This window comes from Propioniciclava sp. MC1683 (assembly GCF_014164675.1).
Classification (GTDB): Bacteria; Actinomycetota; Actinomycetes; order Propionibacteriales; family Propionibacteriaceae; genus Propioniciclava.
Genome location: NZ_JACJFX010000008.1, coordinates 62,386 through 79,547, shown reverse-complemented (window position 1 = coordinate 79,547; position 17,162 = coordinate 62,386). Strand labels below are relative to the sequence as shown.

The following is a 17,162-nucleotide window of genomic DNA, read 5'->3' as shown; positions in this document are numbered from 1 at the left end:
CGCGATGGCCGATGCCGGGACCCCGATCGAGTTGGGCCGGGCAGTGCAACGCGCGCGCACGCGCCTCGGCCTCACCCAGGCCGAGGCGGCAAAGAAGGCCGGCGTCTCCCGACGCTGGCTGATCGAGCTCGAGCGTGGCCACGGCAACGCCCAGATCGGCAAGGTGCTCGCCGCGCTGCAGGCGCTGGGCCTGACCCTCGAGGTCGTGCCGCACGAACTGCCCACGGGGCGTAGCGAGCTCGACGACATCATCGAGGGAACGCTCCGATGAAGGACCTCGCGGTCTTCCTCTCCGGGCGTCGCGTCGGCACGATCACGCAGGCAGCGGGGCTCCGCTTCCGTTACGACGAGGAGTACCGGGCCGCCGACGACCCGACCCCGCTGTCGCTCTCCATGCCGCTCTCCGAGGCCGAGCACGGCAACCGGGTGACGCTGGCCTGGGTGAACGGCCTGCTGCCTGCGGACCGCGAGGTCCGGGCCCGGATCGCCGAGCGGGGCGGGGTCCGGGCGGCCAACCCCGCCGCGCTGCTCACCGTCATCGGGCTCGACTGCCCGGGCGCCGTACAGGTCGTCCCCGTCGACCGTGTCGAGGAGATCCACCGACCGGCGGCGCTGGCGCCCGTCGACGACGAGTGGATCGGCGCACGAATCGCCCTGTTGCGCCGCGACGAGGCCGCTTGGCAGATCGCCGACGAGCGGTGGAGCATCGGCGGCGGGCAGTCGAAGTTCACCCTGGCTCGGGGCTTCGCGGGGGAGTGGTACGACCCGCAGGGGGCCGCGGCGTCCACCCACATCGTGAAGCCCGGCGTGCCCACGGCACGCCTGCAGGCGCTGAACGAGCACGCGTCGCTCACCGTCCTGCGGGCACTCGGGATCCCGGCCGCCCGCAGCGAGTACCTGGAGTTCGCGGGGCAGTCCGCCCTCGTCGTCGAGCGGTTCGACCGGGTGCGCCGCGAGGGCGACGTGCTCCGGGTCCACGCCGAGGACCTGTGCCAGTCCCTGGGCAACCAGACGACCTACGAGCGCTACGGCGGCCCGACCGCCCGGGAGGTGGTCGATCTGCTGCGCCGGCACGCCCCGGGGGCCCCTGAACGCTTCGCCGAGGCGCTGGCCGTCGGCTACCTGCTGGGGTCACCCGACGGGCACGCGCGCAACTACTCGGCCCTCCTGGCCGGGGGTCGCGTGGCCCTGGCCCCGCTCTACGACGTGGCCTCCTCGCTGCCCTACGAGATCGCGGGGGTGGGCGTCATGCACCAGCGGAAGGTCGCCCTGGCGATCGGGGGCGAGCGCACGTTCGGCCTGGTCGGGGTCGACCAATGGCAGCGGTTCCTCACCGCCAACTCCCTCGACGTCGAGTGGGGCCTGGGCCGTGTCCGGGAGCTTGCCGAGCAGCTGCCGGACGCGCTGGCGTCCACCTTCGACGCCCTGGCCCACCTGCCCGGCGCCGATGAGTTGCGGCCGCGGTACGTCGACGGCGTGGCGTGGTCGTGCGGGCGCACGCTCGACCTGTTGGAGCAGGCTGGCCGCTAGGGTGGAACGCATGCTGGATCCACGCGCGTTGTACACGATCGAGGACGACGTCTGGGCCAGCGTGGAGGGCACCCGGCCCACGCTGGTGCACCTGCTCGACGGCTACGTCGACGCCGGCCAGGTGGCCAAGCAGCTGAGCGAGCACCTGCTCGGCTCGATGCACCCCGAGCTGATGGTGACCTTCGACCACGACCAGCTGCACGACTACCGCTCCCGCCGCCCGGCGATGGTGTTCGACACCAACACCTGGACGGGCTTCAGCGACTACAAGCTCGCGATCCACAAGGTCACCGACGCCTCCGGCCGCTCGTTCCTGCTGCTCAGCGGCCCCGAGCCCGACACCCAGTGGAACCGCTCCTGCGCGGCCGTCCTCGGCATCGCCGAGCAGCTGGACGTGCCGCTGCTGGTGTCGGCCCAGGGCGTCCCGATGGGGGTGCCGCACACCCGGCCCGTGCTCGTGACCGGCCACGCCACCGACCCCGACCTCGTGCAGGACAACCCGGTCTGGATCGACCGGGTCACCGTGCCCGGCAGCTTCTCGGCCATGCTCGAGTGGCACGCCGGCCAGGCCGGACGCCTCGGGCGCGGCTTCGTCGCCCACGTGCCCCACTACCTGGCCCCCGGCCACTACGCGCCGGGCGCCCTGGCGGTCCTGGAGCGCCTCCGCGAGGCGACCGGCCTGGACCTGCCGCCCGGCGAACTGGCCACGCGCGCGCTGCAGACGCTGGCGCAGCTGGAGGGCGAGGTCGAGTCCGACGGCGAGCTCGGCCCCCTGGTCGAGGCGCTCGAACAGCAGTACGACGAGTTGCAGGCGACCGGACGCCCCGACGTCCCGTCGGCGGACGAGATCGGGGAGGCCGTGGAACAGTTCCTGGCCGAGCAGGACGAGAAGGGGGAGTGACATGCCACGCACCGTGGCGGAGTTGGTGGACCTGTTGGCCCTGGAGCAGCTGGAGGTGGACCTGTTCCGCGGCAGCCAGCCACGCACCTCGGCGCAGCGGGCCTTCGGCGGCCAGGTCATGGCCCAGGCGCTCGAGGCGGCCTACCACACGGTGCCCGAGGGCCGGATGTGCCACTCGCTGCACGGCTACTTCCTGCGCCCCGGCTCGACGGCGGCGCCGATCATCTACACGGTGACCTCCCCGCGCGACGGCAGTTCGTTCTCCTCCCGGCAGGTCGAGGCGCGCCAGCACGGCAAGAGCCTGTTCGTGATGAACGCCTCGTTCAAGGTGCCCGAGCAGGGGCTGGAGCACCAGTGGCCGGCCACCCCCGGCGTCCCCGACGTCGACAACTGCCCGCCGCTGTCGGAGGTGCTGGGCCGCCGCTCCGCGATCCACGCCGCCGCGTGGGAGGACGAGTGGGGCGCCCTCGACGTCCGCTACGCCGGCGACGCGCGCAAGGGTGACTACACCTCACACGCGGCGATGCAGGTGTGGCTGCGCACGCACGAACAGTTGCCCGACGACCCGCGGCTGCACCAGGCGATGCTCGCCTACGCCAGCGACCTGACGCTGCTGGGCGTCTCCACGGTGGGCCACCCGGTGGAGTTCATGAGCGCCGACATGCAGATCGCCACGATCGACCACGCGATGTGGTTCCACCGGCCGATCCGCGTCGACGACTGGATCCTCTACGACCAGTTCTCGCCCTCGGCGTCCAACGGCGTGGGCTACTCCCGAGGCCGGCTGTACTCCGACGGGGTGCTGGGCGTCTCGACGGCCCAAGAGGGCTTGATCCGCGTCATCGACCACGACGGACGCCCCGCCCGCGGCTGAGCACGCACCCACCCGCACATGACGACGGGGCCGGACCTGTGGCGGGTCCGGCCCCGTCGTGGTGGGGTGCCGTTCGGTGGACTGTGGGTCAGGCGGCCAGCGTCGTGTCGCGCAGCTTGGCGATCGCCTGGCGCTCGATCTGGCGCACGCGCTCGGCGGTGATGCCCCAGACGCTGGCGATGTCGGCCAGCTTGGCCTGGCGGCCGTCCAGCAGGCCGTAGCGGCGGCGCACGACGTCGGCGGAGCGCTCGTCGAGGCTGTCGAGCATGTGGTCGAGGCGGGCGCGGTCCTCGGCGTCGAGCACGACCTCGTCGGGGCCGGGCGTCGTGTCGCGGGCCAGCAGGTCGCCGAGGGCGGTGTCGCCGTCCTCCTCGACCGGGGCGTCGAGCGAGACGTGGTCGCGGGCCAGGCGGAGCAGTTCGACGATGCGCTCCTCCTCGAGGCCGAGCTCGTCGGCGATCTCGATGACCTCGGGCTCGCGGCCGAGCTTCCGCTCGAGGTTGCGGCGCGTGGCGGAGACCTGGTTGATCTGCTCGGCGACGTGCACGGGGAGGCGGACGATGCGGCTCTGCTGGGCGATGCCCCGGCTGATCGACTGGCGCACCCACCAGGTGGCGTACGTCGAGAACTTGAAGCCCTTGGTGTAGTCGAACTTCTCGACGGCGCGGATGAGGCCGGTGTTGCCCTCCTGCACCAGGTCGAGCAGCGGCATCTGCGAGCGGCCGTACTTGCGGGCGACGGAGACGACGAGGCGCAGGTTCGCGGTGACGAAGCGCTTCATGGCGGCGCGGCCCTGCTCGACGATCTCCTCGAGTTCCTCCTGGGTCGCCTTCACGGCCTTGCGGCCGCCGCGCTCCTTGGTGGTGAGGGTGCCGTCCAGGATCGCCTCGGCGTAGAGGCCCGCCTCGATCTGCCGGGCGAGCATGACTTCCTCCTCCGCCGTGAGCAGCGGGGTCTTCGCGATGCCGTCCAGGTACAGGCCAACCGAGTCCTTGCCGTCGATGCCCTCGGTCGAGCGTGAACGGTGCGAGGTCGAGATCATGAGGTTCGTCCTTTCGTCGTCACCCAGTACAACGCCAAACGCGCCGGAATTGTTCGGTCACGACCCCGATCGGGCCCTGAGGGGGGCCCTGAGCCGCCAAATCAAGACCAGAGTCGTACAGCGATCCCGTGCCCGCGGTGGACGCGGCGGCCGCGGACCCGCTCGTGGGGCCCGCGGCGTCCGATCAGTTCGCCCCGGCCTGGTCGACCAGCCACGCCAGCTGGAACGCGCGCTCGCGCCAGCCCTTGTACCGGCCGGAGACGCCGCCGTGGCCGGCGACCATCTCGGTCTTGAGCAGGATCGGCCGGTCCTCGCCGTTGGTGGCGACGTCGCGGAGGCGGGCCACCCACTTGGCTGGCTCGGTTACCTCGACGCGGGTGTCGTTGAGGCTCGTCGTGGCCAGGATCGCCGGGTACTGCGCGGCGGCGATGTTCTCGTAGGGGGAGTAGGCCTTCATGCAGGCGTAGACCTCAGGATCCTCGACGGGGTTGCCCCACTCCTCCCACTCCATGACGGTCAGCGGCAGGTCGGGGTTGAGGATCGTGGTCAGTGGGTCGACGAACGGCACCGCGGCGTGCACGGCCCGGAACAGCTCGGGGGCCAGGTTCACGGCCGCGCCGATGAGCAGGCCGCCGGCCGACCCACCCTCGGCGAGCAGCCGGTCGGGCGCGACGTGGCCCTCGTCGACCAGCACGTGGCCGCAGGCCACGAAGTCGGAGAAGGTGTTGGGCTTGGCGAGCTCCTTGCCGCCGTCGTACCACGGACGCCCCAGCTCGCCCCCGCCGCGCACGTGGGCGATGGCGAACACGAACCCCTTGTCGAGCAGGGAGACCCGGCTCATGGCGAAGTACGGCATGGTCGGCGCCTCGTAGGCGCCGTAGCCGTAGAGCAGGCCGGGTGCGGTGCCGTCGACGGGGGTGTCGCGGTGGCGCACCAGCGAGATCGGGACGCGCGTGCCGTCGTCGGCGGTGGCCCACAGGCGCTCGCTGACGTAGGCGGTCGGGTCGTAGGCGCCGTGGACGGGGTGGTCGAGCACCGGGGTCTGCTTGAGCAGGCGGCGGGCGCCGGTGGCGAGCTGGTACTCCCACACGCTGGGCGGGCTGACCATCGACTCGTAGCCGAGCCGGATCCGGTCGGTGTCGAAGTCGGGGGAGTCCTCCGAGCCGACGTCGTAGAGGGCCTCGTCGAAGGTGAGCTCGGTGAGCGTGCCCAGGGTGCCGTCGGCCTCACGCGGGATGACCGTGACGCCGGCCAGCGCGTTGGTGCGGTGGTCGACGACCACGGCGGTGGCGTAGACGCTGACGCCGGTGAGGCGGGTCTCGGGGCGCTCCTCGATGACGGTCTCCCAGTGCTCGATGCCCGGGGTCGCTCGTGGGGCGCGGCTGAGCTTGAACTGCGGGGCGCCGTCGTTGTGCAGGATCCACAGCGCGTCGGGTGCTACCTCCACCGAGTACTCCAGGCCCGGACGCCGCGGCTGCACCACGGTCAGGGGCCCGGTCGGGTCGTCGGCGCGGAGCAGGTGGGTCTCGGTGGTGGTCTTGGACGCGAGGTCGACGACCACCCACTGGTAGTCGCGGGAGGTGTCGACGCCGACCCAGAACCGCTCGTCGGGCTCGGTGAAGACCAGGGCGTCGGCGTCCGCGGGGGAGCCGATGCGGTGGCGCCAGACCTCGTGGGGGCGCCAGGCGGCGTCGACGCGGGTGTAGAGGAGCCAGTCGGGTCCGGCCCACACGCCCCCGGCGCCGATTCCCGTGATGGGGCCGTCGATCACCTCGCCGGTGGCGAGCTCGACCACGTACAGGTCGTAGCGCTCGTCGCCGCGGGTGTCGATCGAGTACGCCAGCCGGCGTCCGTCGGGGGAGACCAGGGCCAGCCCGATCGAGAAGAAGTCGTGGCCCTGTGCGAGCGCCTGCGCGTCGATGAGCACCTCCTCCTCGGGCGAGGGCTCGGTGACGTCGGGGATGTCGTCGCGGTTGGTGGCCGGGATGCGGCAGGTGCGGCCGTAGTCGTCGCCCTCGCGGGTTCGGCCGTAGTACCAGTAGGCCGAGCCGTCGGTGTGGGTGACGTGCAGCGGCACCGACATGTCGGTCTGCTTGGTCCGCGCCCGGATGTCCTCGTACAGCTCGTCGGCCAGCGGGGCCAGGTGCTCGGTGTGGGTCGCCGTCCACGCGTTCTCGGCCTCGAGGTACGCCAGGAGCTCGGGGTCGGTCTTGTCCGCCATCCAGCGGTACGGGTCGGCGACCTCGTCGCCGTGGACGGTGCGGGTGAACGGGCGCTGGGGCGCGTCGGGCGCGCTGGTCATGGCATCGGGCACGCGGGCCAGCGTAGCCCGCGGTTGCCGAGCAGCCATTTGGGTGGGGGAGCATCGCGTGCAACAATGGCGGTTGCGCCAGCCGTTGACAGGTCCCGGCCGACGCATGCCCGCAACCCGGACGAGACGAGAGGGCTCACGTGACTCCACGCTCCAGCGCAGCAGGCGCGTCCGACTCCCCGAAGGCACCCGCGCGCACCCGTACGCGCAAGGCTGCCGCGGCCACCGAGGCCCCGGAGGCGGCCGAGGAGACCAAGCCCACCCGCACCACGCGGCGCACGACCACGGCCAAGGCCGCGACGACGAAGACGGCCGCCGCCAAGCCGGCGACGAAGGCCGCAGCCGCGAAGGCGCCTGCGAAGCCGCGCGGCCGGGCGGCCAAGGCCGCCGAGCCCGAGGTGGAGGAGACCGAGGGCGTCGACGAGACCGCAGAGGTCGACGAGGACGCCCCCGAGGTGCTCGAGGACGAGGACATCGAGCTCGAAGAGGACGAGGAGGCCGAGGAGCCGACCGTCGCCGAGGTGCTCAGCCCCGCGGCCCTCAAGGAGGTCAAGTTCGAGCGTGACGGCGACGACGTCGTGCTCACCGTGGGCGGCAAGAAGCGTTCCCTGGACGAGGTCGACGAGGGCCAGTTCAACGAGGGCGAGGCGGCCAAGGAGGAGAAGAAGCTCGTCGAGGACGAGGGCTTCACCGTCTCCGACGCCGACGACACCGACGAGCCCGAGCAGCAGGTCATGGCCGCCGGCGCCACCGCCGACCCGGTGAAGGACTACCTGAAGCAGATCGGCAAGGTGGCCCTGCTGAACGCCGAGCAGGAGGTCACGCTGGCCAAGCGCATCGAGGCCGGCCTGTTCGCCGACGAGTCGATCACCGAAGGCAGCGTGAAGGCGGCCGACCTCGACGACTTCGAGTGGATCGCCGAGGACGGCAAGCGCGCCAAGAACCACCTCCTCGAGGCGAACCTCCGCCTCGTGGTGAGTCTGGCCAAGCGCTACACCGGCCGCGGCATGCTGTTCCTGGACCTGATCCAGGAGGGCAACCTGGGCCTCATCCGTGCGGTCGAGAAGTTCGACTACACCAAGGGCTACAAGTTCTCGACCTACGCGACCTGGTGGATCAAGCAGGCCATCACCCGCGCCATGGCCGACCAGGCCCGCACCATCCGCATCCCGGTGCACATGGTCGAGGTCATCAACAAGCTCGCCCGGGTCCAGCGTCAGATGCTCCAGGACCTGGGTCGCGAACCCACCCCGGAGGAGCTCGCCAAGGAGCTCGACATGACGCCCGAGAAGGTCGTCGAGGTGCAGAAGTACGGCCGCGAGCCGATCTCCCTGCACACCCCGCTGGGCGAGGACGGCGACTCCGAGTTCGGTGACCTGATCGAGGACTCCGAGGCGGTCGTCCCGGCCGAGGCCGTGAACTTCACGCTCCTGCAGGAGCAGCTGCACGACGTCCTCGACACCCTCAGCGAGCGTGAGGCCGGCGTGGTCTCGATGCGCTTCGGCCTGACCGACGGCCAGCCCAAGACGCTGGACGAGATCGGCAAGGTCTACGGCGTCACCCGCGAGCGGATCCGCCAGATCGAGTCCAAGACCATGAGCAAGCTGCGGCACCCGTCGCGCTCGCAGGTCCTCCGCGACTACCTGGACTGAGCCGCCTCGAAGGCCGCCAGCAGGCGGTCTGAGAACAACACGAAGCGCACCCCGTCGACCCGGTCGGCGGGGTGTCGCCGTACCGCGGCCAGGCCGATGCGGGCGACCTCGTCGCCGTCCCAGCCGTAGACGCCCGCGCTGACCGCCGGGAAGCTCACCGTGCGGGCACCCAGCTCCTCGGCCACCTCCAGCGAGCGGGTGAAGCAGGACGCCAGCAGCTGCGGGTCGGTCTGCCCCGCGTGCCGGTTCGGGCCGACCGTGTGGATCACCCAGCGGGCCGGGAGGTCGAAGCCCGGGGTGGCCACGGCGTCCCCGACGGGGAGGCCGTCGGGCAGGGAGGTGGCCCGCAGCTCGCCGCAGGCGGCCAGCAGGCCGGGTCCCGCGGCGCGGTGGATCGCCCCGTCGACGCCCCCGCCGCCCAGCAGCGAGGAATTGGCCGCGTTGACGATCGCGTCGGTGGTCTCGGTGGTGATGTCGCCCTGCACGCACGTGATCCGCATGCCCCCATTCTGGGCCCCGGTGCGGCGGGCGCGGGTAGGGTCGGGCACATCATGAGCAGCGTTGATGTCTCCGTCCTCGACCTCGCGACCGTGCGGACCGGCTGGTCCACGTCGGACGCCCTGGCCGCCACCGTCGAATTCGCCCGGGCCGCCGACGAGCTGGGTGCCCGTCGGTTCTGGATCGCCGAGCACCACAACATGCCCTCGGTGGCGGCGACCACGCCGCCGGTGCTGATCGCCGCCGTGGCGGCCCGCACCGAGCGCATCCGGGTGGGTTCGGGCGGCGTCATGCTGCCCAACCACTCGCCCTACGTCGTCGCCGAGCAGTTCGCCGCGCTCGAGGCCCTGTACCCCGGGCGCATCGACCTCGGCATCGGCCGGGCGCCGGGCGCCGACCAGGTCACCGCGTGGGCGCTGCGTCGCTCCCAGGAGGGCCTGGGGCACGAGGACTTCGTCGAGCACCTCCAGCTGCTGCAGGCCTGGCTCAGCCCGCGGGGCGTCCGGGTCGGGATGGGGATGACGCTGACGGCCACGCCCGCGGCGTCCGGCTACCCCGAGGTGTGGCTGCTGGGCTCGTCGGACTACTCGGCGCGGCTCGCCGGCAAGCTGGGCATCCGGTACGCCTACGCCGGCCACTTCGGCCAGTTCGACCCCGCGGCGGTGTTCGCGCTGTACCGGGACTCCTTCTCGCCGAGCGAGGGTCTGGAGGCCCCGCACGCCATGCTGTGCACCTCGGCGCTGGTGGGGGCGACGGAGCAGGAGGCCGCCTACCTGGCCGGCCCGTCCACGATCAGCTGGATCAACATCCGTCGCGACACCCGCGAGGCGCTGCCCTCGCCAGAGGAGTCGGCGCGCCGCATCGACGCCATGGGCGGGGTGGACTTCTCGGGCACCAAGGTCGTCGGCACCGCCGACCAGGTCCGCTCGCGGCTGGAGGAGATGGTCGCCGACTGCGAGGTCCAGGAACTCATGGTGCTCACGACGGCCTACGACGTGCAGACCCGCATCGACACGCTGGCCGCGCTCGTGTGACACGACCCGGACACGCACACGGGGCCCCGGCGATCTGCCGGGGCCCCGTGGTGGTCTGGGGGAGCGGGTCAGCCGAGACGGCTGGTCTCGTCCTGGATCTTCAGGGCTACCTGCTTCAGCTTGTCGGAGTGTGCGCGGCCGTGGTGGGCGCAGAACAGGAGCTCGCCACCGGACGTGAGGGTCACGCGGACGTACGCCTGCGCTCCGCAGCGGTCGCAGCGGTCCGCAGCGTTGAGGGATTCCATCACCGTTGTGCTCATGGGCCGTTCCTTCCTGGCTGTTCGGCTCGGGGCACCTGTTCCAACGCGTGCGCTGGGTGGTTTGTTCCCGTGCCCCGACGGTACCCGAGGAACCCAAGGGGGACCGGCGACGCGCGGAGTTGTGACGCGTTCGTCACGCGGGCCGGGTCGGTCCGAGGAACTGTCGGTGGCCGCAGGTAGTCTGCGACGGTGACCTCCAGCAGTACCAAGACACCCCCCAAGCCGAAGACCGACAGCCGCGACTACGAGGCGCGACACCTGCTCGTGCTCGAGGGGCTCGAGGCCGTCCGCAAGCGCCCCGCGATGTACATCGGCTCGACCGACACGCGTGGCCTGATGCACTGCATGTGGGAGATCATCGACAACTCCGTCGACGAGGCGCTGGCCGGGCACGGCAAGCACATCACGGTCATCCTCCACGCCGACGGCTCGGTCGAGGTCGGCGACGAGGCGCGCGGCATGCCCGTCGACATCGAGCCCCGCACCGGCCTGACCGGCGTCGAGGTCATCCACACCAAGCTGCACGCCGGCGGCAAGTTCGGCGGCGGCTCCTACAACGCCACGGGCGGCCTCCACGGGGTGGGTGCCTCCGTCGTCAACGCGCTGAGCTCGCGGCTCGACGTCGAGGTCGACCGCAACGGCGCCACGTGGGCCATGTCGTTCCGCCGGGGGGTGCCGGGCGTCTTCGACGGCCCGGGTCCCGACGCCGGCTTCACCCCCGACAACACCCTGCGCAAGATCGGCCGCGTCGCCAAGGCGAAGACCGGCTCCCGCACCCGGTACTGGCCCGACCGGCAGATCTTCCTCAAGGACGCGAAGCTGTCCGGCACCCAGCTCGCCCAGCGGGCCCGCCAGACGTCCTTCCTCGTCCCCGGGCTGAAGATCACCGTCGACGACCGCCGCGTCGCCGGCGACGAGCACGTCGACGTGCACCTGCACGAGGGCGGCATCTCCGAGTTCGCCGAGTTCCTGTCCGAGGGCGCGCCGGTCACCGAGGTGCTGCGCCTGCAGGGCTCCGACCGGTTCACCGAGACGGTGCCGGTGCTGGACGCCGCGGGCTCGATGACGCCCACCGACGTCGAGCGCGACCTCGACGTCGACATCGCGCTGCGCTGGTCGAACAGCTACGACAGCAAGCTCGCCTCCTTCGTCAACATCATCGCCACGCCCAAGGGCGGCACCCACGTCCAGGGCTTCGAGCGCGGGCTGGTGCGCGCGTTCGGCAAGGCCCTGGAGGGCACCAAGCTGATGAAGGCGGGGGAGGAGGTCACCAAGGACGACATCCTCGAGGGCCTCACCGCGGTCGTGACCGTGCGCCTGGCCGAGCCGCAGTTCGAGGGCCAGACCAAGGAGGTGCTGGGCACCCCGCCGGTGACGCGTCTGGTCGCGCGCATCGTGGAGCAGGAGCTCGGGGAGTTCCTCACCACGACCAAGGCCGCCCTGCGCCCGATGGCCCGGGCCGTGCTCGAGAAGGCGGTCGCGGCGTCCCGCACCCGCGTGGCCGCCCGCGTGCACAAGGAGAACCAGCGCCGCAAGAACGCGCTCGAGTCCAGCTCGCTGCCGCCGAAGCTGGCCGACTGCCGCAGCTCCGACAACGAGCGCACCGAGCTGTTCATCGTCGAGGGTGACTCGGCCATGGGCACGGCGAAGCTGGCGCGCAACTCCGAGTTCCAGGCGTTGCTGCCGATCCGCGGCAAGATCCTCAACGTGCAGAAGGCCTCGACCGCCGACATGCTCAAGAACGCCGAGTGCGCCGCGATCCTGCAGGTGGTCGGCGCCGGATCGGGCCGCACCTGCGACCCCGAGCAGAGCCGGTACGGGAAGATCATCTTCATGGCCGACGCCGACTCCGACGGCGCCCACATCCGCACGCTGCTGGCGACGCTGTTCTTCACCTACATGCGCCCGATGATCGAGGCCGGCAAGGTCTACACCGCCGTCCCGCCGCTGCACCGCTTCGAGCTGACCAACCCCAAGCGCGGCCAGGAGAAGTACATCTACACCTACTCCGAGGCCGAGTACCAGCGGAAGCTGGCCGAGCTGACCAAGCGCGGGGTCGGGTTCAAGGAGCCGCAGCGCTACAAGGGTCTCGGCGAGATGGACGCCGACCAGCTCAAGGAGACCACGATGGACCCGCGGCACCGCCAGCTGCGGCGCATCACGGTCGAGGAGGGGGAGAGCCTCGAGCAGGCGATCGCCACCTTCGAGAAGCTGATGGGCAACGAGGTCGCCCCGCGCAAGGAGTTCATCGTCGAGGGCGCCTACGCCCTCAGCGCCGAGCGCATCGACGCCTGATAACGGGCGCGCGGTGTCCGCTCCGTGGGCGCCGCGCACCCCGAAGTGCCCCTGTCAGGGGGCAGGACTAGGCTTGCGAGCATGACCGATGACGGCATCTTCGACGACCTCCTGGCAGCCAACAAGCGGTACGCGCGGTCAGCCCCACGCGAGTTCGACGGCATCGCCCACCAAGGCGTCATGATCCTCACCTGCATGGACAGTCGCATCGAGCCCTTGGAGATGGTCGGCCTGATGATCGGCGAGGCGAAGATCCTCCGCACCGCGGGCGCGCGTCTCACCGACCGTGGCCTGGGCGCCTTCATCATGGGCGTCCACAAGCTGAAGGTGAACCGCATCCTGCTCGTGCCGCACACCAAGTGCGCCGCCGCGTCGATGGACGAGGTCGGCATGCGCGCCGCCATCAAGGACGCCTCGGGCGTCGACCCGGGCGATTTCGAGTTCGGTGTCTCGCCCGACCAGCTCGGCAACCTGCGCGCCGACTGCGAGCGGCTGCGCAGCCACCCCCTGATCGCGGGGTTCGCCGAGGTCGGTGGCTTCCTCTACGACGTCGAGACGGGGCTGCTCTCCCGCGAGTGCTGAGGCCCGGCCTCAGGGGGACGTGAACTGGGTCATCGTCCACGACTGGCCCGGCAGCTCCAGCGCCGTGCACAGCCAGCGCCGCGCGTCCAGGTGCAGGGTGCCGACGGCCTCGTCGTCACCGGCGCGCCCGAGCACGACCTGCGCCGGGCCGAACAGGCCCTCGACGACGCGGATCGGCTCGTAGTCGTCCTCGCCGCGCCCCCAGACCGGCAACAGGTCGGGGCGCAGCATCCCGACGACGGGGTGCACCCAGCCGTCGGGGCGTCCGCTGGGCACCTCGGCAGCGCCCCCGGCCGGGATCAGGTGCCAGCACCGGACGCCGTCCGGCCCACCCGTCCACTCGCGGTTCCAGGACCGGACGACCCAGCGGTCCGCGCCCGCCACCGACACCTCGAGCGTGTGCTCGTCGTCGGCGACCAGGGCGCTCGCGACGCGCCCCGCGGCGGCCTCGGCGAGGCTCGTCAGGAGCGCGTCGACGTCCATGTCAGAACAGCGCGCCGTCGTCGGGCGCGTCGGTGGCGTCCTCGCCCGGGGTGTCGTCCACGCCGGCCCCGGCCAGTGAGGCGGGCGACGGGGCCGTCCGGACGCCGTGGGTGCGGGTCCCGATCCCACCCAGCGGCTGGGTGAGGGGGGTGCCGGAGCCGTCGCGGCGTCCGTCGTGCACGCTGGTGAAGTCGATCGGGGCGCCCGACGGGGCCGCGGCCACGACCGGCGTCGGGCCCGCCCACGCCGCGAGCAGCGTGGTCTCGCCCTTGAGGAACCGGTGGCAGCGGACGCCGCCCGTCGCGCGGCCCTTGCCCGGGTACTCGGTGAACGGGGTCACCTTCGCCAGGCCGGCCTCGGTGCCGGGCAGGCCCGAGCCGGTGCCGGAGACCGTCACCACCGTGGCCTCGCCGTCGGGCACGAGCCCGAAGAACACCACCGAGGCGCCCTTGGCCAGCTTCACGCCCGCCATGCCGCCGCCGCCGCGACCCTGCGGGCGCACGCCGGCCGCCGGGAAGTGCAGCAGCTGGGCGTCGGAGGTGATGAAGCACAGTTCGCCGGAGTCGTCGGCCAGTTCGACCGCGCCGACGACCTCGTCGCCGTCGTCGAGCCGGATGACCTCCCATGCATCCTTGGCCAACAGCTCGATGTTGGTGCGCTTCACGACCCCGTTGCGGGTGCCGAGCGCCCAGCCGTACGTGGCGTCGCCCAGCGTGGTCAGCGCCAGCACCCGCTCGCCCTTGGCGAGGTCGAGCAGTTCGGTGGCCAGCGAGCCGCCCTGCAGGTTGGGCGCATCGGCGGTGATCGCGATGGAGGGCAGCTCGATCGCCTGCGCGCGCACGACGCGTCCGTGCGAGGTGAGCACGCCGTACTCGCCGCGGGCCGTGGTGCGGATCGCGGAGGTGATCACGTCGTGCTGGGCGCGGCGTCCCTGGGCGGGCATCTCCTCGGCGGTGTCGGCGCGGGCCAGCAGCCCGGCGGAGGAGAGCATCACCCAGCACGGGTCGTCGGCGATCTCCAGCGGGGTCGCCTTCGCCGCGGTGACGGTGGCGCCACCACCGGCGAGCAGGACGGTGCGCCGCGGCGTCCCGTGCACGCGGGCGACCTCGTCGAGCTCGCGCGCGACCAGCGCCCGCAGCTCGTCGTCGTTCTCGATGATGTGGGACAGGTCGGCCAGCCGCTGCTCGAGCTCGTCGCGCTCCTTCTCCAGCTCGAGGCGGGAGAACTTGGTCAGCCGGCGCAGCTGCAGGTCGAGGATGTAGTTGGCCTGGACCTCGTCGAGGTCGAAGACCTCCATCAGCTTGGCGCGGGCCTGGGCGACGTCGTCGGAGGCGCGGATGATCGCGATCACGTCGTCGATGTCGACGATGGCCAGCAGCAGGCCGCGCACCAGGTGCAGGCGGTCGGCGGCCTTGCGGTACTGGAACCGGGTGCGCCGCAGGGTGACGTCGAGGCGGTGGTCGGCGTACACGACGAGCGCGTCGCGCAGCGTCAGCGTCTGGGGCTGGCCCTCGACGAGGGCGACCATGTTGATGCCGAAGCTGTCCTCGAGCTTGGTCATCCGGTACAGCTGCTCGAGCATCGCGTCGGGGTTGATGCCGTTCTTGACCTCGATGACCAGGCGCAGGCCGTGGGTCAGGTCGGTGAGGTCCTTCATGTCGGCGATGCCGGTGATCTTCTTGTTGCGCACCAGCGTCGAGACCTGCTCCATGATCCGCTCGGGGCCGATCATGTAGGGCAGCTCGGTGATCACGATGCCCTTGCGGCGCGGCGAGGTCCGCTCGATGCGCGCCGTCGCGCGGATCTTGAAGGTGCCGCGCCCGCTCGCGTAGGCGTCCGCGATGCCCTCAAGGCCGACGATCTTGCCGCCGGTGGGCAGGTCGGGGCCGGGTACGTAGCGCATCAGGTCCTCGACGGTGGCGTCGGGGTGCTTGAGCAGGTGCTTGAGGGCCTGCACGCACTCGACGAGGTTGTGTGGCGGGATGTTGGTGGCCATGCCGACCGCGATGCCGGTCGACCCGTTGACCAGCAGGTTCGGGAACGAGGCGGGCAGCACGACCGGCTCGGTCATCTTGCCGTCGTAGTTGGGCTTGAAGTCGACCGTGTCCTGGTCGATCTCGCCGGTCATCGCCAGCGCGGCGGGTGCCATCCGGCACTCGGTGTAGCGCATGGCCGCGGGGCCGGCGTCCAGCGAGCCGAAGTTGCCGTGGCCGTCGACGACCGGCAGGCGCATGGCCCAGCCCTGGCCCAGGCGCACGAGCGCGTCGTAGATGGCGGTGTCGCCGTGGGGGTGCAGCTTGCCCATCACGTCGCCGACGACGCGGGCGCACTTGACGTGGCTGCGGTCGGGGCGCAGGCCCATGTCGTCCATCGAGTAGAGGATGCGGCGCTGCACGGGCTTGAGGCCGTCGCGGGCGTCGGGGATGGCGCGCGCGTAGATCACCGAGTAGGCGTACTCGAGGAAGCTGGTCTCCATCTCCTCGGTGACGTCGATGTCGGTGATTCTCTCCGTCGCCTCGTCGTCGACCGGCGGCTTCGCTACCACGTGCTTCCCCCACTCCTCCCGAGCTACCCGCTCGTCGTGCCACCCGCCATTGTGCCCAACCGCGACCGGACGCCGCGGGTGCCACTCCGCCGCCTGCCGCGGTTCAGGACAGGCCGAGGAACTCCCGCGTCTGGCGCTTCAGGCCGCGGCCGTCGGGCGCCTTGAACACCGGGATGTCCCGGGGGAGCGGCTCGTCGCCGGCCAGCGGCTCGGTCGTGCCGTGGGCCAGGATCTGCTCGGCCGGGGTCAGCTGCCGGATCGCGATGGCCAGCACCCGGTCGGGGTTCGCGGTGGCGAACTCGCTGTAGATGTCGAGATCGTGCTGGCCGTCGTCGCCCACGAGCAGCCACTGGATGCGCGGGAAGTCCACGGTGAGCTGGAGCAGCGCGTTGCGCTTGTGCTCCTGGCCCGAGCGGAACCACCCGGTGTTGGTCGGCCCCCAGTCGGTGAGCAGCATCGCGCCCTCGGGGTAGCGGTGCCGGCGCATGAACCGCTTCAGGAAGCCGTGGGTGTTCCACGCGCCGGTCGAGAGGTACATCACGGCCGCGCCGGGGTGGCGCCGGAGCACCTCGTCGTAGAACACGGCCATGCCGGGGATCGCCTGCCGGGCGGCCTCGGTGCGCATGAAGGAGTTCCACGCGGCGATGAAGGGGCGCGGGAGCATCGTGGACAGGATCGTGTCGTCGATGTCGGAGACCATCCCGAACCGGACGTCCGAGCCCACGACCTGCGCCTGCACGACCGACTCCTGCGAGGTCGCAGTGCGGATCGTGCCGGCCTGCCAGCCCGGCCCGAGGCCGTGGCCGCGCAGCCGGTGGTCGACGTAGCCGCCCCGGTCGGTGGTGCCGGTGACCTCCGCGTCACCGAGGGTGATGGTGTAGCGGGCGTGCACACACGCGGCGGTGAAGAAGTTGCGCCAGCCCCGGCGGCGCAGGAACTGCTCCGCGGCCTGGCCGAGGACCGTCTGGGCGAACGGCGGGGACAGCGCGACCCGGCCCAGCACCCGGGCGAAGCCCTCGTCGCCGTAGGCGGTGTAGGCGATGACCCGTTCCTGCCACCCGAACGCACGGAACAGCTGTTCGAGCCGCCGGTCGAGGAAGAGCTCGAGGCGGGCGGCGAAGAACGGCCGGTTGCTCATGGGGTTCACCGTAACCG

The 17,162-nt window shown here is 71.6% G+C and carries 15 protein-coding genes; 8 read left to right on the top strand and 7 right to left on the bottom strand.

Translation table 11 applies throughout. From position 1 onward, the window contains the following. Nucleotides 1-4: 4 nt before the first annotated feature. The 4 genes from H5397_RS07225 to H5397_RS07210 are packed head-to-tail and all read left to right on the top strand — an operon-like array spanning nucleotide 5 to nucleotide 3,305. Nucleotides 5-271 (top strand): helix-turn-helix domain-containing protein, encoded by a 267-nt coding sequence (locus H5397_RS07225; protein ID WP_182816073.1) that lies wholly within the window; start codon nucleotides 5-7, stop codon nucleotides 269-271. After that, on the top strand, nucleotides 268-1,530 hold the full coding sequence (locus H5397_RS07220) for a HipA domain-containing protein (protein WP_182816071.1): 1,263 nt from the start codon (nucleotides 268-270) through the stop codon (nucleotides 1,528-1,530). The genes H5397_RS07225 and H5397_RS07220 overlap by 4 nt, the downstream gene beginning before the upstream one ends. 10 nt (nucleotides 1,531-1,540) lie before the next feature. Beyond that, nucleotides 1,541-2,431, top strand: a complete 891-nt coding sequence (locus tag H5397_RS07215; RefSeq protein ID WP_182816069.1) for a PAC2 family protein — start codon at nucleotides 1,541-1,543, stop codon at nucleotides 2,429-2,431. A 1-nt stretch (nucleotide 2,432) separates the two neighbouring features. After that, entirely contained in the window at nucleotides 2,433-3,305 is an 873-nt protein-coding gene (locus H5397_RS07210) for an acyl-CoA thioesterase II (RefSeq protein WP_182816067.1), read from the top strand. An 88-nt stretch (nucleotides 3,306-3,393) separates the two neighbouring features. Here H5397_RS07210 and H5397_RS07205 read toward each other — a convergent pair whose 3' ends face one another. Next, nucleotides 3,394-4,344 (bottom strand): RNA polymerase sigma factor RpoD/SigA, encoded by a 951-nt coding sequence (locus H5397_RS07205; protein ID WP_375539421.1) that lies wholly within the window; start codon nucleotides 4,342-4,344, stop codon nucleotides 3,394-3,396. Between the two features lie 187 nt (nucleotides 4,345-4,531). After that, a complete protein-coding gene (locus H5397_RS07200; RefSeq protein WP_309224308.1) occupies nucleotides 4,532-6,661 on the bottom strand; it encodes a S9 family peptidase in 2,130 nt (709 codons plus the stop codon). 137 nt (nucleotides 6,662-6,798) lie between these two features. Here H5397_RS07200 and H5397_RS07195 point away from each other — a divergent pair, with 137 nt between their 5' ends. Further along, nucleotides 6,799-8,310 carry an RNA polymerase sigma factor gene (locus tag H5397_RS07195; RefSeq protein WP_182816063.1) on the top strand — a complete coding sequence of 504 codons (1,512 nt, stop codon included), beginning with the start codon at nucleotides 6,799-6,801 and terminating at the stop codon, nucleotides 8,308-8,310. Here H5397_RS07195 and H5397_RS07190 read toward each other — a convergent pair. Beyond that, the gene (locus H5397_RS07190; RefSeq protein ID WP_182816061.1) at nucleotides 8,298-8,810 is read right to left on the bottom strand and encodes an O-acetyl-ADP-ribose deacetylase; all 513 of its coding nucleotides are present in this window, start codon (nucleotides 8,808-8,810) and stop codon (nucleotides 8,298-8,300) included. The genes H5397_RS07195 and H5397_RS07190 overlap by 13 nt on opposite strands. A 51-nt stretch (nucleotides 8,811-8,861) precedes the next feature. Between H5397_RS07190 and H5397_RS07185 the strand changes: the two genes are divergently transcribed. Then, nucleotides 8,862-9,842: an LLM class flavin-dependent oxidoreductase gene (locus H5397_RS07185; protein WP_182816059.1), complete on the top strand. Its 981-nt coding sequence runs from the start codon at nucleotides 8,862-8,864 to the stop codon at nucleotides 9,840-9,842. A 68-nt stretch (nucleotides 9,843-9,910) separates the two neighbouring features. On the opposite strand, the gene H5397_RS07180 is transcribed toward H5397_RS07185, so the two are convergent. Next, complete coding sequence (locus H5397_RS07180) at nucleotides 9,911-10,102, bottom strand: hypothetical protein (protein WP_182816058.1); 192 nt, start codon at nucleotides 10,100-10,102, stop codon at nucleotides 9,911-9,913. A 189-nt stretch (nucleotides 10,103-10,291) separates the two neighbouring features. On the opposite strand from H5397_RS07180, the gene H5397_RS07175 reads away from it, so the two are divergent. Together H5397_RS07175 and H5397_RS07170 are read left to right on the top strand one after the other, a co-directional pair. After that, on the top strand, nucleotides 10,292-12,397 hold the full coding sequence (locus H5397_RS07175) for a DNA topoisomerase IV subunit B (RefSeq protein ID WP_309224307.1): 2,106 nt from the start codon (nucleotides 10,292-10,294) through the stop codon (nucleotides 12,395-12,397). Between the two features lie 81 nt (nucleotides 12,398-12,478). Further along, complete coding sequence (locus tag H5397_RS07170; protein WP_182816056.1) at nucleotides 12,479-12,979, top strand: carbonic anhydrase; 501 nt, start codon at nucleotides 12,479-12,481, stop codon at nucleotides 12,977-12,979. Between the two features lie 9 nt (nucleotides 12,980-12,988). On the opposite strand, the gene H5397_RS07165 is transcribed toward H5397_RS07170, so the two are convergent. The 3 genes from H5397_RS07165 to H5397_RS07155 all read right to left on the bottom strand — a co-directional run bounded on the left by H5397_RS07165 (nucleotide 12,989) and on the right by H5397_RS07155 (nucleotide 17,145). Beyond that, nucleotides 12,989-13,462 carry a hypothetical protein gene (locus H5397_RS07165; RefSeq protein ID WP_182816054.1) on the bottom strand — a complete coding sequence of 158 codons (474 nt, stop codon included), beginning with the start codon at nucleotides 13,460-13,462 and terminating at the stop codon, nucleotides 12,989-12,991. Nucleotide 13,463: 1 nt separating this feature from the next. Further along, nucleotides 13,464-16,007, bottom strand: a complete 2,544-nt coding sequence (locus H5397_RS07160) for a DNA topoisomerase IV subunit A (protein ID WP_309224306.1) — start codon at nucleotides 16,005-16,007, stop codon at nucleotides 13,464-13,466. 103 nt (nucleotides 16,008-16,110) lie between these two features. Continuing rightward, nucleotides 16,111-17,145 carry an App1 family protein gene (locus H5397_RS07155; RefSeq protein WP_182816052.1) on the bottom strand — a complete coding sequence of 345 codons (1,035 nt, stop codon included), beginning with the start codon at nucleotides 17,143-17,145 and terminating at the stop codon, nucleotides 16,111-16,113. Nucleotides 17,146-17,162: the final 17 nt, after the last annotated feature.

Excerpts from the sequence above, each read along its gene's own strand:
- H5397_RS07225 (WP_182816073.1), top strand. The coding sequence starts at position 5 with ATGGCCGATGCCGGGACCCCGATCGAGTTGGGCCGGGCAGTGCAACGC.
- H5397_RS07220 (WP_182816071.1), top strand. The coding sequence starts at position 268 with ATGAAGGACCTCGCGGTCTTCCTCTCCGGGCGTCGCGTCGGCACGATC.
- H5397_RS07215 (WP_182816069.1), top strand. The coding sequence starts at position 1,541 with ATGCTGGATCCACGCGCGTTGTACACGATCGAGGACGACGTCTGGGCC.
- H5397_RS07210 (WP_182816067.1), top strand. The coding sequence starts at position 2,433 with ATGCCACGCACCGTGGCGGAGTTGGTGGACCTGTTGGCCCTGGAGCAG.
- H5397_RS07190 (WP_182816061.1), bottom strand. The coding sequence starts at position 8,810 with ATGCGGATCACGTGCGTGCAGGGCGACATCACCACCGAGACCACCGAC.
- H5397_RS07185 (WP_182816059.1), top strand. The coding sequence starts at position 8,862 with ATGAGCAGCGTTGATGTCTCCGTCCTCGACCTCGCGACCGTGCGGACC.
- H5397_RS07180 (WP_182816058.1), bottom strand. The coding sequence starts at position 10,102 with ATGAGCACAACGGTGATGGAATCCCTCAACGCTGCGGACCGCTGCGAC.
- H5397_RS07170 (WP_182816056.1), top strand. The coding sequence starts at position 12,479 with ATGACCGATGACGGCATCTTCGACGACCTCCTGGCAGCCAACAAGCGG.
- H5397_RS07165 (WP_182816054.1), bottom strand. The coding sequence starts at position 13,462 with ATGGACGTCGACGCGCTCCTGACGAGCCTCGCCGAGGCCGCCGCGGGG.
- H5397_RS07155 (WP_182816052.1), bottom strand. The coding sequence starts at position 17,145 with ATGAGCAACCGGCCGTTCTTCGCCGCCCGCCTCGAGCTCTTCCTCGAC.